The sequence below is a fragment of the Lysinibacillus sp. JNUCC-52 genome (genome assembly GCF_015999545.1).
Classification (GTDB): Bacteria; Bacillota; Bacilli; order Bacillales_A; family Planococcaceae; genus Lysinibacillus.
On sequence record NZ_CP065546.1, the window covers coordinates 3,040,028 to 3,053,744 of the forward strand.

Genomic DNA, 13,717 nt, shown 5'->3' on the forward strand with positions numbered 1-13,717 from the left:
TCTAAAGTATATAGTAACTATATAGTCAAGGAAGGAAACTTAAAATGCTTAATAAAAACGTAAAATATTTTACAACAGGTGAATTTGCTAAGCTTTGTAAGGTTAATAAACAAACGCTCATTTACTATGATCAAATCGGTCTTTTATCACCAATTATGAAAGATAGTAAGGACTATCGTTATTATTCCATCGCACAATATGATTTTTTTAGCGTTATTGAATTATTAAAGACGCTTGGTATGTCTTTAAAAGAAATTCAAAAGTATATGGCAGATAAATCACCAGAAAATTTTCTAGATTTAATGCGTCAGCAAAAGGAGCTTGTGGCAAAAAAAAGGCGAGAGCTTGAAATGATTGAAAGTATTATTGAGGTGAAAATAGAGACAACAGAGGAAGCGATGCATATAGATTTTGACAGTATGACGATTGGGCATTTCCCTGAGGAGACATTATATTTAAGCAAAAATATTGAAGATTCCACAGAGGAACAGTTTGTAAAGGCGGTCTCAGATTTTATCGATGAATTGGATCGCTCGCAACTTGATACAGGTTATCCAATTGGAGGCATCACAAAAAGAGAGCAAGTTTTAGCTGGTAACTATGATAATTATTGTTACTTATATATGGAACAGCCCCAACCACAAGAAGGGCATCCTTATTTTAAGGCGATTGAAGGCGATTTTATTATTGGTTACCATATCGGGTTATCAACGACGCTTGGGCAAACGTATGAAAGATTATTTAAGGTTATGGAAGAAAACGGCTACGAGCTTGGGCAGTACGTGTATGAGGAATATATTTATGATGCGGTTATTAAAAATCGAGAGGAAGACTATGTAACGAAAATTATGATGGAAATAGTCAAAAAGGCAAAGTAGCTTTGCAAAAAAGGAAACTACCTATACGCGATATAGGTAGTTTCTTGTGTTCAAAGATTTATTTGTAATGGTAAGTGCTAGCTCTTGAATTATTGCGTTGTATTTTATTAAACCACGCTTGATCTTTTTCTTCTTGCTGTAAGGTGTTAACGATGGATGAGGAACAATTAACGCAAATTTTGGCTTGTGTAATTTTACCGCATCGTTCACATGGTGCACCAAGATTAGGAAAAATAGAGGTTTTTAACTTGCCTGTCTTCACCCATTTATAAAGTAAGTCTGATGAAATACCTGTTAACGCAACAATTTCATCATTCGTTAAGTGCCGATTATTTTTTCGTAATAAAAAATGGTGTAAATCTGAAAAAACATCTTCTTCGCGAGCGTCTATTTTCTTTCCGAACAGCAGCATTCAATTCCTCTCCCTTCTCAATTATTTAATGATTTCTTGTTTATTTTCTGGAACATTATCGGGTTGTTCGTCATATTTATAGTTTTCCCAACGAGTACGAGCTAATTTACGATATTTATTGGAGACATTTCGATCCGCGATTAACCGAGAAAATCCTTTTTTTGCTTTTACAATATCACCGAGTCGAAGACTTAATTCGGCATGTAAGTATTGAATTCGTTCACTGCCTTCTTGATTGGACGCAAAAGATTTACTGTAAAAATCTCTTGCTGCATATAAGTAGTGATTTTCAGATTCACTTTCATTTTTTAAACGATACAGCCATGCTATTTTTAGTGCGATATTAGCCATTAAAAGTGCCTCTTCCATTGAAGCCTTCGCTACGAGATAGGCTAGTTTATAGCTAACAATCGCATCGTCCATAGTGCGTTCACGACAAATATTCATTGGCTTATGTAGTTCTTTAATATACAATTCATCAATTAGTAGCAAGAACGGTCCATAAGTTCTCGTCATAGATTTATGGTAAGCATATCCACAATGTGGACATACAGCAACTTCATATAGAAGTGGATTCAAGCCTTCGTAAACGGGCATAAAATCCGTTTGTTCTTCGATTATTTTAAAACGATTTGGTCGTACCTTATATGTTGTATATTGTTTTTTGCAAAATTTACATTCCACATTACTTTCGTAGTAGTAAATATTAAAACCCATATGAACCAACTCCTCTGTGTCGAGTTTTTAACATTTCTTTAGTTCTATTTAAATAGGGGGAATACTCGTTCAATATATGTAATGGATTTTCTACTATTTTAGCAATTCTATGTTTTTTGGTATACTCCTTCAGCATGATTAAAGTAGTACCAAGAAGAAAATATATTTTTTTATGTAAAGGGAATGTTTGCTTTAAATATACTAGCAATAGTATTTATCGGTGGTACATAGGGAAAAGTTAACTGTTTTAAATCTACTTTATTAAATTAAGTCTGACATACCTAAAACGCTCTTTTTTATAAAAAAATTTAAGTAGTTTTATTATAATACACATAGGATAAATTTACTATTCAATAATATGGTTTTAGATAAGGAGTTTAAGGAAGTGGAAAGCTACTGTTTTCTTTATTTTCGAGTACAATAATTTCTATATTTTCTTATTTAATTGAAAGGGGCTAGATTGAAATGGACTGTAAAATTATTTTCTTTGATGTGGATGGTACGCTCATCAATTATGGCGATGGTTGTATTGAATCGAGTACAAAGAACGCTCTACAAATAGTAAGAAACAAAGGAATTCGATTAGTTGCTGCAACAGGAAGACCACTATCTATGTGCCATCGTTTACTAGAACTAGGTATCGATACGTTTATTACTGCGAATGGGGCTTATACTCAGCATGGTAATCAAATAATCCATAGTATGCCCATCGCACAAGATGTCGTACAAAGTGTAAAAGCGTTTGCTGATAATAATCAGGATAGTCTGACATTTTTTACTGACCACCTATTCATGAATAATGTTCGTCATCAAGCAACATTAAAGGCAATGAAGGAGACATTATCTTTAGATGACTATCCTCCCACGAATCATAATATTTTAAATGAGCAAGTTTACTTAATGTGTTTATATGCCAATGAGCAAGTGGAGAAAAAGTACATAACACAATTTCCTAATTTAAAGTTTGAAAGATGGCATCCGACAATTATGAATGTGTTACAAGATGATGTATCAAAATCCATCGCTGTTGAAGCAGTGCTAAAATATTTCAACATCCCTCGAGAAGAAGCAATTGCTTTTGGAGATGGAGAGAATGATATTGATATGTTAAAGCAAGTTGGATATGGTATTGCGATGGGAAATGGCAGTGTCGCATTAAAAAATATTGCTGATTATGTCACGTTAGATTCGGATGAAGGTGGCATTGATTATGCATTGCGTAAGCTCCAACTTATCTAGAGTAATAAATATTATTAGAAATAAAATTTTTCTGCTATCGTAATGGCCCCTAAGAGACCCTTTTTAGCTTTTAACATCTACTTCCATAGTATGTGCTCAACGCTACTTATATTTTGGATAGACAGGAATGTTATTAGATTGTATGAATAAATTGGAGTAGATGATCTCGTTGCCATTGTCACATGTATGTAGTTTTCAGTCAGCATATCCGTCACTGGTGGCGGTAAGGGAAATAAAGTGATGTGAAATAGAAATTTAGACTGAAAGAGATAGGGTGATACGGTAAAGAGAGTAATTGTTAAAAACTGAATTTATCAAAAATAAAGTTATGATGATTGTACAATATTAATATACATGTAATAATAATTAAACCTATACAAAAGTAATTGATAGAAATAATTGACTTTAAGAGGCTTATGGTAAGCTAAGATATTGGGAAAATTAAGGCTTTAGGTGGGGTAAATTTATGGTGCATCACGTGCAATCTCTTATTGAACATTACGGGTATTTCGGAATTATTCTTATACTAGTTGGAGGGATTGTCGGGCTGCCACTTCCTGACGAAATTTTTTTAACCTATGTAGGATATAATGTTTATCGTGAAAATTTAGAACATATTCCTGCATTAATAAGTGCTGCAGTGGGAGCTGCAGGAGGCATCACCCTCAGCTACTTTGTCGGTCGTCGATTTGGGTTACCGCTATTACAAAAATATGGGCCGAAAGTTCATATTACTGCACAAAAAATTGAGTTTACGAAAAAACTGTTTGAAAAGATAGGGCCTGTCCTATTATTAATTGGCTATTTTATACCTGGTGTTCGTCATCTAACAGCATATATTGCAGCTATTAATAATTATCCCTATAAAAAGTTTGCTGTTTATGCGTATGCAGGTGCAATAATATGGACTTTCACCTTTATTACTTTAGGGAAAGTACTCGGAAATAAATGGCGTTTTGTTGGCATGTATTTGTCTCAATACAGCCTATATGCCATATTGGTGTTTATCGTATTAATGCTGATTGTGTACTTTGTATTTAAAAAAAGAAATACTATTAAATAAATAGTAAAAAAAGGTCTGCTTCAAATGTTTATTTGGCATTTGAGGCAGACCATTTTTATTTAAATTTAAGGCAAAATAGCAAATGAACGAACAGGGAATCCAGAAGCTTTTTCAGGCTTTGGCACAATATTGAAAATGACTGCCCCTTTGGCTGGTAGCTTATCTAAATTTGTCATCAGTTCAATTTGATATGTATCCTGATCTAGTACAAAATATTCGCCATCTAACGTTCCATTTTTACGGAAATCCGCCGCTGAATCTGTATCGAATGTTTCATGACCGATGGCATTGATTTTCCGTTCTGTAAATAAAAACTGCAACGCTTCTAATCCCCAACCTGGAATATGGTTATGACCGTCTTTATCTTTATTATTGAATAAGTCCTTATCTGGCCAACGTTTACTCCAATCAGTTCGCAGTGCAACAAATGTACCTGCTTCAATTTCTCCATATTCTGCTTCAAAATCTAAAATATCTTGTACGCTTAACGTCAAGTCATTGTTCAATTCTGCTTCCTTGGACTTATCTATAACAATAAGCGGAAGGACAAGTTCTTTTAATTCTAATTCGTCTAAGTAGCGCGTATTTGCAACAAAATGAATAGGTGGATCAATATGCGTTCCATATTGCCCAGGAAACGTAAATTGTTGTGCAAAAAAGCCGTCATTATGAGAAAATAGCGTTTCAAATTTTGCATCTTCAAACATAAAGAAATGAGGAGAGTCTGGCCCGAATGTATGTGTTAAGTCGACCCATTGCTTAGTTTTTAATAGCTGTAATGCTTGTAAAAGTTCATTTGTCATTTTTATTCCCTGCTTTCTTAATTATGAGTGGTGAATCAATTGCGTCATTAAATACGAACATCGAAGTGAAAAAAGAATGATTATTCCCATCGTTACGCTTCAGGCGAACGCTTTCGCGGACAAGCTCAAGCCTACTACATTCAAAAGTTCATAATTTTTCTTAGAAAAACTAATAGGAAATTAACCATTAATTAAAATAAAAAAAGAGCCCTACTTGTAGAAGAGGACTCTCGTGTAACTGAAGTCAGTCTTCTCATCTTTTGGCGAATTTCACCATTTGGAATTAGCACCATGCCTAAGACTGGTTGCTGAGACTTCATAGGGCCAATCCCTCCATCTCTCTTGATAAGAAAAATATATGAATTTTCAGAAATAGTAATAACAAATACTTTAGCATAATTATAAATAGTTTACAAGTTCTATAGGAGTGCATGGTTATAAAAAATAAGTTGCCTTCTTTCTTACCAATATAAAATGATTGCGATACTACAGCACCCACCTTCTGATAAAACAATTCGAATATTGTCTGGCGTATATTTCGCTTCGAATTTCGCTGTAACACCTGCAGAAGAAATGAGTTTTTGGACTTCATCTTGCTTGGAAAGCTGTGCGGCATTTTTAAGATCATGGGCAAACTGATCGGACCCTTCAATTTTCTCTGTTAATAATTGGGCCTGCTGCATAATCGGCTGAATTTGTTTGGCAGATGTCTTCAACTTCAATGTATTAATAGGCGGGTACTGATTTGGGTTTGGAGATGTGGGCATCGCAAGCTGTCCAGGCAAATGGTGAGGGAAAGACGAATTAGCAACGCCCCAATTTGGATATTGATGTACATAAACATAATACGGATAAGGATTGTAATACAGCAGAATTCCTCCAATCTATAGCTAATATCTTAGTGTATCTTATGTAGTGGCATTCTATTTTGTGTTGAAATAGCCCGTTCTTAGCTAACAAAGCTTAGCGTAGTCCTCTTTTTATATATGTTGCAATGAATGTAAAAAAAGTTCGGTACGGAGATAATATTATTTTTATCAGAAAAAATGGCAATCGAAATGGCTGAAATAAAGATGTTTGAATCGAGACAATAATGCAATGGGTGCAGCCATGTAGCAATTTGATAATGCGTATACATTAATGGCAATAGCATAGAGCAAAAAGGATTTGCCACAAGAAAGGGAGAATATGTAATAGAGTCTGTAGAAAAGGGGACGATGGGATGAATCGTTTAAATTTAATTACATTAGGTGTGAAAAATATGGTTGAATCGTTGGCATTTTATCGTGATGGGCTTGGGTTCGAAGTAGTTGTCTATGGGGATGAAGCAAATCCAGATGTTATTTTCTTTAATAATGGAGGAACTAAAATATCCCTTTTCCAAATTGATCGCTTAGTAAAGGATATAAATGAAGCGAATCCACCAACTGTAGGTAATGGCTTTAATGGTATTACGCTTGCCTACAATGGAAAGTCTAAAGAAGAAGTCGATGAAGTATTTTTGTTAGCAAAAAAAGCTGGAGCAAACATTGTAAAGGAGCCTGAAACAGTGTTTTGGGGAGGCTATAGTGGCTATTTTCAAGATCCAAACGGCTTTTATTGGGAAGTGGCATACGGTGATATGTGGGAATTTGATGAAAACGATATGTTAATTATTAAACAATAGATTGGCGGTGCTTTGATGGAATTTTGTCAAAGCACATTTAGATAAACCTGATATAGAGGAGACGGTAGCGTGAAACCATTTTGGGAGAAAGATTACTTAGCTGATACCCATTATGCTTTTGGTAATCCTAGTGAGGAAGTGGTTGTATGGGCTAAAACATTGCAAGCTGGGGCGAGCATTTTAGATATAGGATGTGGTGATGGTAGGCATGCGGTCTATTTAGCGCAGCTTGGGTTTGAGGTGGAAGCTATTGATATTTCGGAGGCAGGTATTGCTAAAATCAATCGATACAAAGAGTTACACCAATTACATACCTTACAAGCAATTGTCCAAGATGCTACGACATATGAGTTTAAACGTTCCTTTGAGTTAATTATTTCGCATGGCTTGTTCCATTTTTTAGAGCGAGATGCGTGGCATCACATTATACAATCAATGCAAATACATACGAAGCAACAAGGAATAAATATTATTACCGTTTTCACTGATGAAGTAGAGATTCCAGAAGATTTAGCACCATTTATTAAAGGGATATGTAAAGAGGGCGAAATAAAAGAACTATATCATCGTTGGTCAATTCCATATTATCGTTCCTACCAATTTGAAGATGAGCATGATAACAATATTCAACATTGTCACGCAGCAAATAAATTAGTTGCTGTTAAAACTGACGAAAGATAAAGCAAGACAGTGCCTTTGTAACTTAAGGGTATTTTTGGGTTTTATTTAAGTTAAGTATTGAAAACTCCGAATTTGTTAAAGATATAACAAAAGAGGAGGTGTGATACGATGGCACAACAAATTCTATGTGAAGTCAATAACTGCACGTATTGGGGCTCTGGTAATAAATGCACTGCAGAAGCGATTTACGTTGTAAGTCAAAAAGGTCAGCATGCATCGAATAGTGAAGAAACAGATTGCAAAACATTTACACCTGAAGAGCATTAATAGCGTTTGGGTAACCCTTAATGGGCTACCCTGTTTTTTCATAACTGATACATATCTACTTTGTCTTTTTTGAACAATAAAGTATGTGCAATTTTGACTTTTTCTTCTACATAATCTATCGAATAATTTCCATAAGCGTCTGTTAAATCACCGATTGCACGAGATAAATTATCAATGACAGGTATTAATCTTTCGAGCTCATTCAGTTCTTTCCCTGCGTTCATCTCATCCATAATTTCATGAGCAAGATGTTGAATTTTCCGAAGGCGTTTGTTTTCAGCCTGCATCATATCCTCCTCTAAGCATCATCTTTTACACTGACTAAATATATGATGATTATGGGCAGTTCATGAGTAAATACATTTCCTTATAGTTGTTACAAATAGTAAAATGATCGGAATAATTTATTGGAATGCGGAGGGGAGTCAAATGAAGCGGATTTACGTAATTAGACATTGCGAAGCACAAGGCCAATCTTCTAATGCGCCTTTAACAGAAAGAGGACAAGAGCAGGCTAAACGTTTAGCTGACTTTTTTTATACTTATAACATCGACCGAATTATTTCGAGTCCTTATTTACGTGCTATCCAATCCATCGAACTATTAAGTAAAAGAACAAACAAAAAAATTGAATTAGATGACCGACTTTCAGAGCGTACATTAAGCACGGATAATTTACCAGATTGGTATGAAAAACTAAAAATAACTTTTACTGATTTGGATTTGAAATATGAGGGCGGGGAGTCCAGTCAGGAGGCAATGACTCGCATCAAGAACGTTGTAAACGAAGTGGTTGTGAGAGGTACTGAACAGACGGTTATTGTCAGTCATGGCAATTTAATATCCTTGCTCGTAAAGAGTTATCAAAGTGACGTAGATTTTCAGTTTTGGCAAAGGCTCAGTAATCCAGATGTCTATCAAATAAGCTATATTCAAAACGAAGCGGTGATTGAACGTATTTGGAACGATCACTAATAGAAAAGAAGCCAGACTTCATTATGATAAATGGAGTCTGGCTTTGTTGTACTGCTTAGTATTGAAATGTAACGCGAACAGCGGCACTGATGGTGAGCTGTCCTTGTTCAATGGGCGTTACCATTGATGAATCTGCCATTGCCATCGATTTATATAGCACAGGGCCATTTTCGTTTTCTTCAACAATTTCTATCGGTTGAGGATGCACAGATAATTGCATCGTCTGTGCTATTGTATTAGCTTTCATTTGTGCATTATGAAGTGCTAAGCTAAGTGCCTGCTGATAGTATACATCCCCATTATCAATTTTAAATTGGATAGAGGATATACGATTTGCGCCATTTTCCACAGCCGTATCAATAACAACCCCTACAAGATTAGTGTCAGGCACTTTTACTGTTATGGCGTTTGTCACCTTATAGCCTTTAAACACCTGTTTACCATCTACATAATCATAAAGAGGCGCAATCGAATAGGTGGCAGTTTGAATATTTTCTCTTGGAATAGATAGTGCCAAGATGGATTGAATTACACGATTCATAATGCTAGCATTTTCTTGCTGCGCTTGCTGCACATTTTCCCCTTGCGTAGATACTTCAATTTGAAGTTGCACATAACTGGCATTAGCCACTACTTTTCCGTTGCCTGTTACAGTCATTATGCGCGATGCAGGGAGCGATTGTGCATTTGTCTGTGTGAAATACATTTAATACCACCTTCCGACTGGGCTCTAGTCGTGTTTTAAATCATTTTTAATAATGCTTCTACTCCAGTCATTCCTGCAAAAATGCCTAGTTGTTCAGCCTCAAATGTAACGGATTCGAGAGGGGCTGTTAATAGCTCATCGATTGTTTTTACTCCAACCGCTCGACCTGCAATAATTTTTCGATCTAATAAGCGGCTATTTAAAAGACCGACATCTAATGCACCACACATGATGTAGCCCGTATCATTCGAAATAGTTAGTAGTGTCGTTTTTGGTAAATGTACAATTACAGCAGTGAAAAAATGACCTTTAATCATAATAGGTTCAATCGTCACCATGAACATCACACTCCTTTTCTCTCTATACATATGGCAATAGATAAAAAGGTGTTCGGTATTTCCACTAAAAAATTGTGTGTGAATTGTTTTGGTGCCTGGCACTTATCTTGTGTATGAAAGCAATGCAGTTTGTTGTATATTTTTTAACGCTAATGTAGCCTCAGCTTGCGTAGTGTACTCGAACATACGGTATGTATCTTGTTCAAAAACAGTAATAACCCACATGTTTAATATCCCCTTCCACACAAATTTGTAATATAACAGTTGTTGAATTGTCTTTAATTGTTATATATCAGATATGCCCCTTATTTTACACCGATTTTTTAAAAAATAAAGTGTTAAATGAAAGGTTTCACATTTCGTTCAAAAATTGACGCGGTTTTCATGAAAATTATTTAGAAATAAGAATGTGAAAAATGTTTAGATAAAAAAAGTTAGTAAAGTATGCGAAAAACGTTTATTGAACGATTTTTTAACATAATGTTTTATCGCGTATCAGTAAAATCAGGCAGTCTTTTTGAAGAATAAATTTGATGTGTTTCGTAAATAGTAAGATGAGCTGTAATATGCAATTAATTGTGGGAGGTGATACTGTGATACGTAAAAATGTATTGTTTTTGACGGCTTGCTTTTTATTCATTTCTATATGTTTTACGGAAATGAGTACCTCTGCAGAAAAAGGGCGTAGTGAATATGAGGAGACTGGTGAGGTTGTATGGGATATTAACACAAAGGATAAAATTGTAGCCTTAACCTTTGATGATGGACCTGATCCGAAATATACCTCTCAGGTGCTAGATATTTTAGCTAAGTATGAAGCAAAGGGGACCTTTTTTATTATTGGTCAAAATGCAGAAAAGTATCCAGATGTTGTGTCAAGAACTTATAAAGAGGGACATGAACTAGCCAACCATACTTATACGCACCCCTTCAAAGTTTCTGTTTCTAAATTACAGGATGAATTACAGCGGACAAACGAAATGATTAGTAATATTACTGGTTTTTCGCCTGTTTTATTTCGCCCTGTAGGTGGTAACTATAACGATAAAATAATTAATACAGCTGTAAAAAATGGTTACCAGGTCGTTATGTGGTCTTGGCATCAAGATACACAAGATTGGAAAGAACCAGGAGTAAATAAAATAGTCCAAAAAGTGCTTGGTGGAACTAAGCCAGGGGATGTTATTTTATTTCATGATGGAGGCGGCAACCGCACACAAACAATTAAAGCCCTAGAAGAAATAATCCCAACATTAAAAAAACAGGGCTATACATTTGTAACAGTATCGGAATTAATTGAAAGAAAACAGCAACAAGAGAAAGTCCAATAAAAAATAAGCCATTTCAAAAATATTGAAATGGCTTATTTTTCGGTTATATTAAACATGTATTTGAGGTATTTAAACTAGAAAAATAATAAAGGTGCTAATGCAATTCCGGCAATTGCACCAAGTGCGATTCCAACGCCAAACCCTGGTCCTCCGAAACCCCAACCCCAAAATCCTAAACCAAATCCTCTATTTTGTCTATCAGGTAGAATCCATACCTGTCTTCTATCCACTTTAGTTATTTCTCCGACATGAACATTCCCAGATGTATCAGTAATTCTTACACGTTTACCGTGATATTTACAGCAAAGATTATAGCATTCAGCTGGATTCACAGAATCTCCTCCTTTCTTAGTCCTTACAAGATAATATATGCCGTCGGTTACAACCATCACTAGCCGAATGTCTATTGGAAACATAAGCTACTGCAAGGGGGTGAACGTATGTCAGTCATATCAACTGATGATTGGCTTTACGAGTTAAAGACTAGTCAAAAGTTAAAAGACAGTAGAGATTTTGAAGAGTTGCAACGTACTATTCTTTGTAGCCGATTACTAGAACATTTCAATGGTGGAACACCGCTCGAAATACAGTTTGAGTTACAGCAACAAGGCCTTTTTCGTGCGCATGAAAAAATTAATATTAAGAAGTTACAGGATCAAAAAACTTGGGATATTGTTCAAGAAGAATATTATTATTTAAAGAAACAGTGGAACGGTCCAAATATTCCAATCTATATTTTTCCGATTACACAAGAGCAGACCATTACAAATAAAAATGGTGTTGCTTATCCAGATGCATTATTTTTATTTATAGGAGAGCTAGAAAGGGAAGAACTTAAAGCATTATTTGCACATGAGTACAATCATGTTTGCCGACTGCACTACTTAAACAAATCGCTACAAGAAGTAACGCTATTAGATTCAATAATTTTAGAAGGCTTAGCTGAATGTGCAGTAGAGGAAATTTACGGGCCTAAATGGTTAGCGCCTTGGCTGGGAGATTATACGTTGCAAAAGATGCTAGCAATTTGGAAGGATGATTTTGTGCCCAATATCCATGTCCAAGGCTTACACAATCATGTTGAATTTTTATATGGTGGGAAGCTTCCACCGTTGATAGGATATTGCATTGGTTATGAAATTGTAAGGACATATATACAAAAACATCCGTCTAATAAGCTTCTTAAAAAAAGCTCTAAAAGCATACTTGCAGGTTCAGCATTTCAATAATAGCTATAAACCAGTTGTCGATGTATGAATTGACAACTGGTTTTGATCTTTAGATAGTGATTATCCCTATTGCTATAGCAATGCCTAGTAAAACAATACTTAACCCCCACATCCAAAAGAAAGAGTATTTTAAGTGTCTCCCCATTTCTAATCCTGATAAGCCTAATGCTAACCAGACAGCTGGCGCAAGTGGCGATACAAATGTACCTACAATATTTCCAATAATCATTGCATAAGCAGTTGAAAGTGAATCAATATTGAAAGTTAAGCCAATCTGTTCAACGACTGGAAATAAGGCGAAATAGTAGGCATCCGTACTTAACAACAAATCAAATGGTACGCCTAATACACCAATAATAATATGTAAATAAGATGATAGGGCAGACGGTAAAATCGTTACAGCATTGTTGGCGATAGCCGTTAACATTCCAGAGCCATTGAGGATGCCTAAAAATAATCCAGCTGCAATAATAATGGACGCCATCGTTAAAGCATTTGGGGCATGTGTTCGTACCCGCTCAATTTGTTCTTTAGGTGTACGATAGTTAATTGGTAGGGCGATGGCCACGCCGATTAAAAAGGCTAAACCCGCTGGTACAATGCCTGCTACTAAAATTCCTATTACTAAAATAGTAATTACCGCATTAACCCATAATAATTTTGGTCGACGTAAGGCTGTATCTACTTCTAATGATACGACTCCTAGATTTAAAGTAGAATCATCGTGCGAAACACCGAGTGTGCCATACTGTTTCAGAATGCGGTTCTTTTCTCTAAAGCCTAGGTATAGTGCTAAAACTAACATTAGTCCAACACCAATAATTTGAATTGTAATTAATGGATACCATAGCTCGGTAACATCCACCTCTAATACTGAAGCAACACGACCTAAAGGACCTCCCCAAGGTACCATATTTACAACAGCTGCAGCTCCTGCAATTAATAAAAGTAATAAATATGGGTTCATACGTAATCGTAAATATAGAGGTAATAATGCGGGAATTGTAATTAAAAACGTAGAAGCACCGGAACCATCTAACTGGGCTACTACAGCAATAAGTACTGTAATAACAGCGACGATAACGATATTCCCTTTTGAAAGCGCAATCATTTTGTTAATCAATGGTTCGAATAGTCCAACATCTTGCATAATACCAAAGAAAATAATTGCAAAGATAAACATAACAGCGACACTCATCACAGAGCTTAGTCCGGCATTAAAGAATTCGCCTAATTCATCGAAACTAAAACCAGCGATTAATGCAGCTATTATCGGTGGAATAACCATTGCTACAAGTGGCGATACACGACCACTTATGAGTAGAGCAATAATAACCATAATAGTAAAAAAGCCAATTACACTTAAGCTCAAAAAAACCCCTCCCATTTAATTGATTATTCTGATTATTTAA

General features: G+C 35.4%; 19 protein-coding genes and 1 riboswitch. Of the genes, 9 read left to right on the forward strand and 10 right to left on the reverse strand.

Going from position 1 to position 13,717, the window contains the following annotated elements; all coding sequences use genetic code 11:
• The first annotated feature begins 44 nt into the window (after positions 1 to 44).
• Entirely contained in the window at positions 45 to 878 is an 834-nt protein-coding gene (locus JNUCC52_RS15035) for a MerR family transcriptional regulator (protein WP_173479295.1), read from the forward strand.
• A gap of 58 nt (positions 879 to 936) precedes the next feature.
• Here the strand turns inward: JNUCC52_RS15035 and JNUCC52_RS15040 are convergent, their stop codons facing one another.
• Together JNUCC52_RS15040 and JNUCC52_RS15045 are read right to left on the reverse strand one after the other, a co-directional pair.
• Positions 937 to 1,290: a hypothetical protein gene (locus JNUCC52_RS15040; protein ID WP_173479296.1), complete on the reverse strand. Its 354-nt coding sequence runs from the start codon at positions 1,288 to 1,290 to the stop codon at positions 937 to 939.
• Between the two features lie 21 nt (positions 1,291 to 1,311).
• Entirely contained in the window at positions 1,312 to 2,007 is a 696-nt protein-coding gene (locus JNUCC52_RS15045) for a DUF2225 domain-containing protein (protein WP_337980236.1), read from the reverse strand.
• Positions 2,008 to 2,472: 465 nt separating this feature from the next.
• On the opposite strand from JNUCC52_RS15045, the gene JNUCC52_RS15050 reads away from it, so the two are divergent.
• Together JNUCC52_RS15050 and JNUCC52_RS15055 are read left to right on the forward strand one after the other, a co-directional pair.
• Positions 2,473 to 3,246 (forward strand): Cof-type HAD-IIB family hydrolase, encoded by a 774-nt coding sequence (locus JNUCC52_RS15050; protein WP_337980237.1) that lies wholly within the window; start codon positions 2,473 to 2,475, stop codon positions 3,244 to 3,246.
• 466 nt (positions 3,247 to 3,712) lie between these two features.
• Positions 3,713 to 4,309: a DedA family protein gene (locus tag JNUCC52_RS15055; protein WP_173479297.1), complete on the forward strand. Its 597-nt coding sequence runs from the start codon at positions 3,713 to 3,715 to the stop codon at positions 4,307 to 4,309.
• A gap of 65 nt (positions 4,310 to 4,374) precedes the next feature.
• On the opposite strand, the gene JNUCC52_RS15060 is transcribed toward JNUCC52_RS15055, so the two are convergent.
• Positions 4,375 to 5,112, reverse strand: coding sequence for a cyclase family protein (locus JNUCC52_RS15060; protein ID WP_173479298.1), 738 nt, complete (start codon positions 5,110 to 5,112; stop codon positions 4,375 to 4,377).
• 250 nt (positions 5,113 to 5,362) lie between these two features.
• Positions 5,363 to 5,464, reverse strand: a riboswitch (SAM riboswitch).
• Positions 5,465 to 5,573: 109 nt separating this feature from the next.
• Complete coding sequence (locus tag JNUCC52_RS15065) at positions 5,574 to 5,879, reverse strand: YuzC family spore coat inner layer protein (RefSeq protein WP_228134199.1); 306 nt, start codon at positions 5,877 to 5,879, stop codon at positions 5,574 to 5,576.
• Between the two features lie 455 nt (positions 5,880 to 6,334).
• Here JNUCC52_RS15065 and JNUCC52_RS15070 point away from each other — a divergent pair, with 455 nt between their 5' ends.
• The 3 genes from JNUCC52_RS15070 (at position 6,335) to JNUCC52_RS15080 (ending at position 7,726) form a co-directional block, all read left to right on the forward strand.
• Positions 6,335 to 6,778 carry a VOC family protein gene (locus tag JNUCC52_RS15070; RefSeq protein WP_173479299.1) on the forward strand — a complete coding sequence of 148 codons (444 nt, stop codon included), beginning with the start codon at positions 6,335 to 6,337 and terminating at the stop codon, positions 6,776 to 6,778.
• 69 nt (positions 6,779 to 6,847) lie between these two features.
• Positions 6,848 to 7,459 (forward strand): methyltransferase domain-containing protein, encoded by a 612-nt coding sequence (locus JNUCC52_RS15075; RefSeq protein ID WP_337980238.1) that lies wholly within the window; start codon positions 6,848 to 6,850, stop codon positions 7,457 to 7,459.
• Positions 7,460 to 7,567: 108 nt separating this feature from the next.
• A complete protein-coding gene (locus tag JNUCC52_RS15080; RefSeq protein WP_173479301.1) occupies positions 7,568 to 7,726 on the forward strand; it encodes a DUF1540 domain-containing protein in 159 nt (52 codons plus the stop codon).
• Positions 7,727 to 7,764: 38 nt separating this feature from the next.
• On the opposite strand, the gene JNUCC52_RS15085 is transcribed toward JNUCC52_RS15080, so the two are convergent.
• Positions 7,765 to 8,016, reverse strand: coding sequence for a group-specific protein (locus tag JNUCC52_RS15085; protein WP_370635696.1), 252 nt, complete (start codon positions 8,014 to 8,016; stop codon positions 7,765 to 7,767).
• 139 nt (positions 8,017 to 8,155) lie between these two features.
• Between JNUCC52_RS15085 and JNUCC52_RS15090 the strand changes: the two genes are divergently transcribed.
• On the forward strand, positions 8,156 to 8,701 hold the full coding sequence (locus JNUCC52_RS15090; RefSeq protein WP_337980239.1) for a histidine phosphatase family protein: 546 nt from the start codon (positions 8,156 to 8,158) through the stop codon (positions 8,699 to 8,701).
• 55 nt (positions 8,702 to 8,756) lie between these two features.
• Here the strand turns inward: JNUCC52_RS15090 and JNUCC52_RS15095 are convergent, their stop codons facing one another.
• From JNUCC52_RS15095 to JNUCC52_RS15105, 3 genes are all read right to left on the reverse strand, one after another.
• On the reverse strand, positions 8,757 to 9,407 hold the full coding sequence (locus tag JNUCC52_RS15095; RefSeq protein WP_337980240.1) for an SIMPL domain-containing protein: 651 nt from the start codon (positions 9,405 to 9,407) through the stop codon (positions 8,757 to 8,759).
• 35 nt (positions 9,408 to 9,442) lie between these two features.
• Entirely contained in the window at positions 9,443 to 9,745 is a 303-nt protein-coding gene (locus JNUCC52_RS15100) for a YunC family protein (protein WP_173479305.1), read from the reverse strand.
• A gap of 102 nt (positions 9,746 to 9,847) precedes the next feature.
• Positions 9,848 to 9,970 carry a hypothetical protein gene (locus JNUCC52_RS15105; protein ID WP_255639596.1) on the reverse strand — a complete coding sequence of 41 codons (123 nt, stop codon included), beginning with the start codon at positions 9,968 to 9,970 and terminating at the stop codon, positions 9,848 to 9,850.
• A gap of 434 nt (positions 9,971 to 10,404) precedes the next feature.
• On the opposite strand from JNUCC52_RS15105, the gene JNUCC52_RS15110 reads away from it, so the two are divergent.
• Complete coding sequence (locus JNUCC52_RS15110) at positions 10,405 to 11,076, forward strand: polysaccharide deacetylase family protein (protein WP_228134531.1); 672 nt, start codon at positions 10,405 to 10,407, stop codon at positions 11,074 to 11,076.
• Between the two features lie 74 nt (positions 11,077 to 11,150).
• Here JNUCC52_RS15110 and JNUCC52_RS15115 read toward each other — a convergent pair whose 3' ends face one another.
• Entirely contained in the window at positions 11,151 to 11,408 is a 258-nt protein-coding gene (locus JNUCC52_RS15115; protein WP_173479307.1) for a hypothetical protein, read from the reverse strand.
• A 108-nt stretch (positions 11,409 to 11,516) separates the two neighbouring features.
• Here JNUCC52_RS15115 and JNUCC52_RS15120 point away from each other — a divergent pair, with 108 nt between their 5' ends.
• Entirely contained in the window at positions 11,517 to 12,305 is a 789-nt protein-coding gene (locus JNUCC52_RS15120; RefSeq protein WP_337980241.1) for a DUF2268 domain-containing putative Zn-dependent protease, read from the forward strand.
• A gap of 49 nt (positions 12,306 to 12,354) precedes the next feature.
• Here the strand turns inward: JNUCC52_RS15120 and JNUCC52_RS15125 are convergent, their stop codons facing one another.
• The gene (locus tag JNUCC52_RS15125; RefSeq protein WP_337980242.1) at positions 12,355 to 13,677 is read right to left on the reverse strand and encodes a CitMHS family transporter; all 1,323 of its coding nucleotides are present in this window, start codon (positions 13,675 to 13,677) and stop codon (positions 12,355 to 12,357) included.
• Positions 13,678 to 13,717 lie beyond the last annotated feature (40 nt).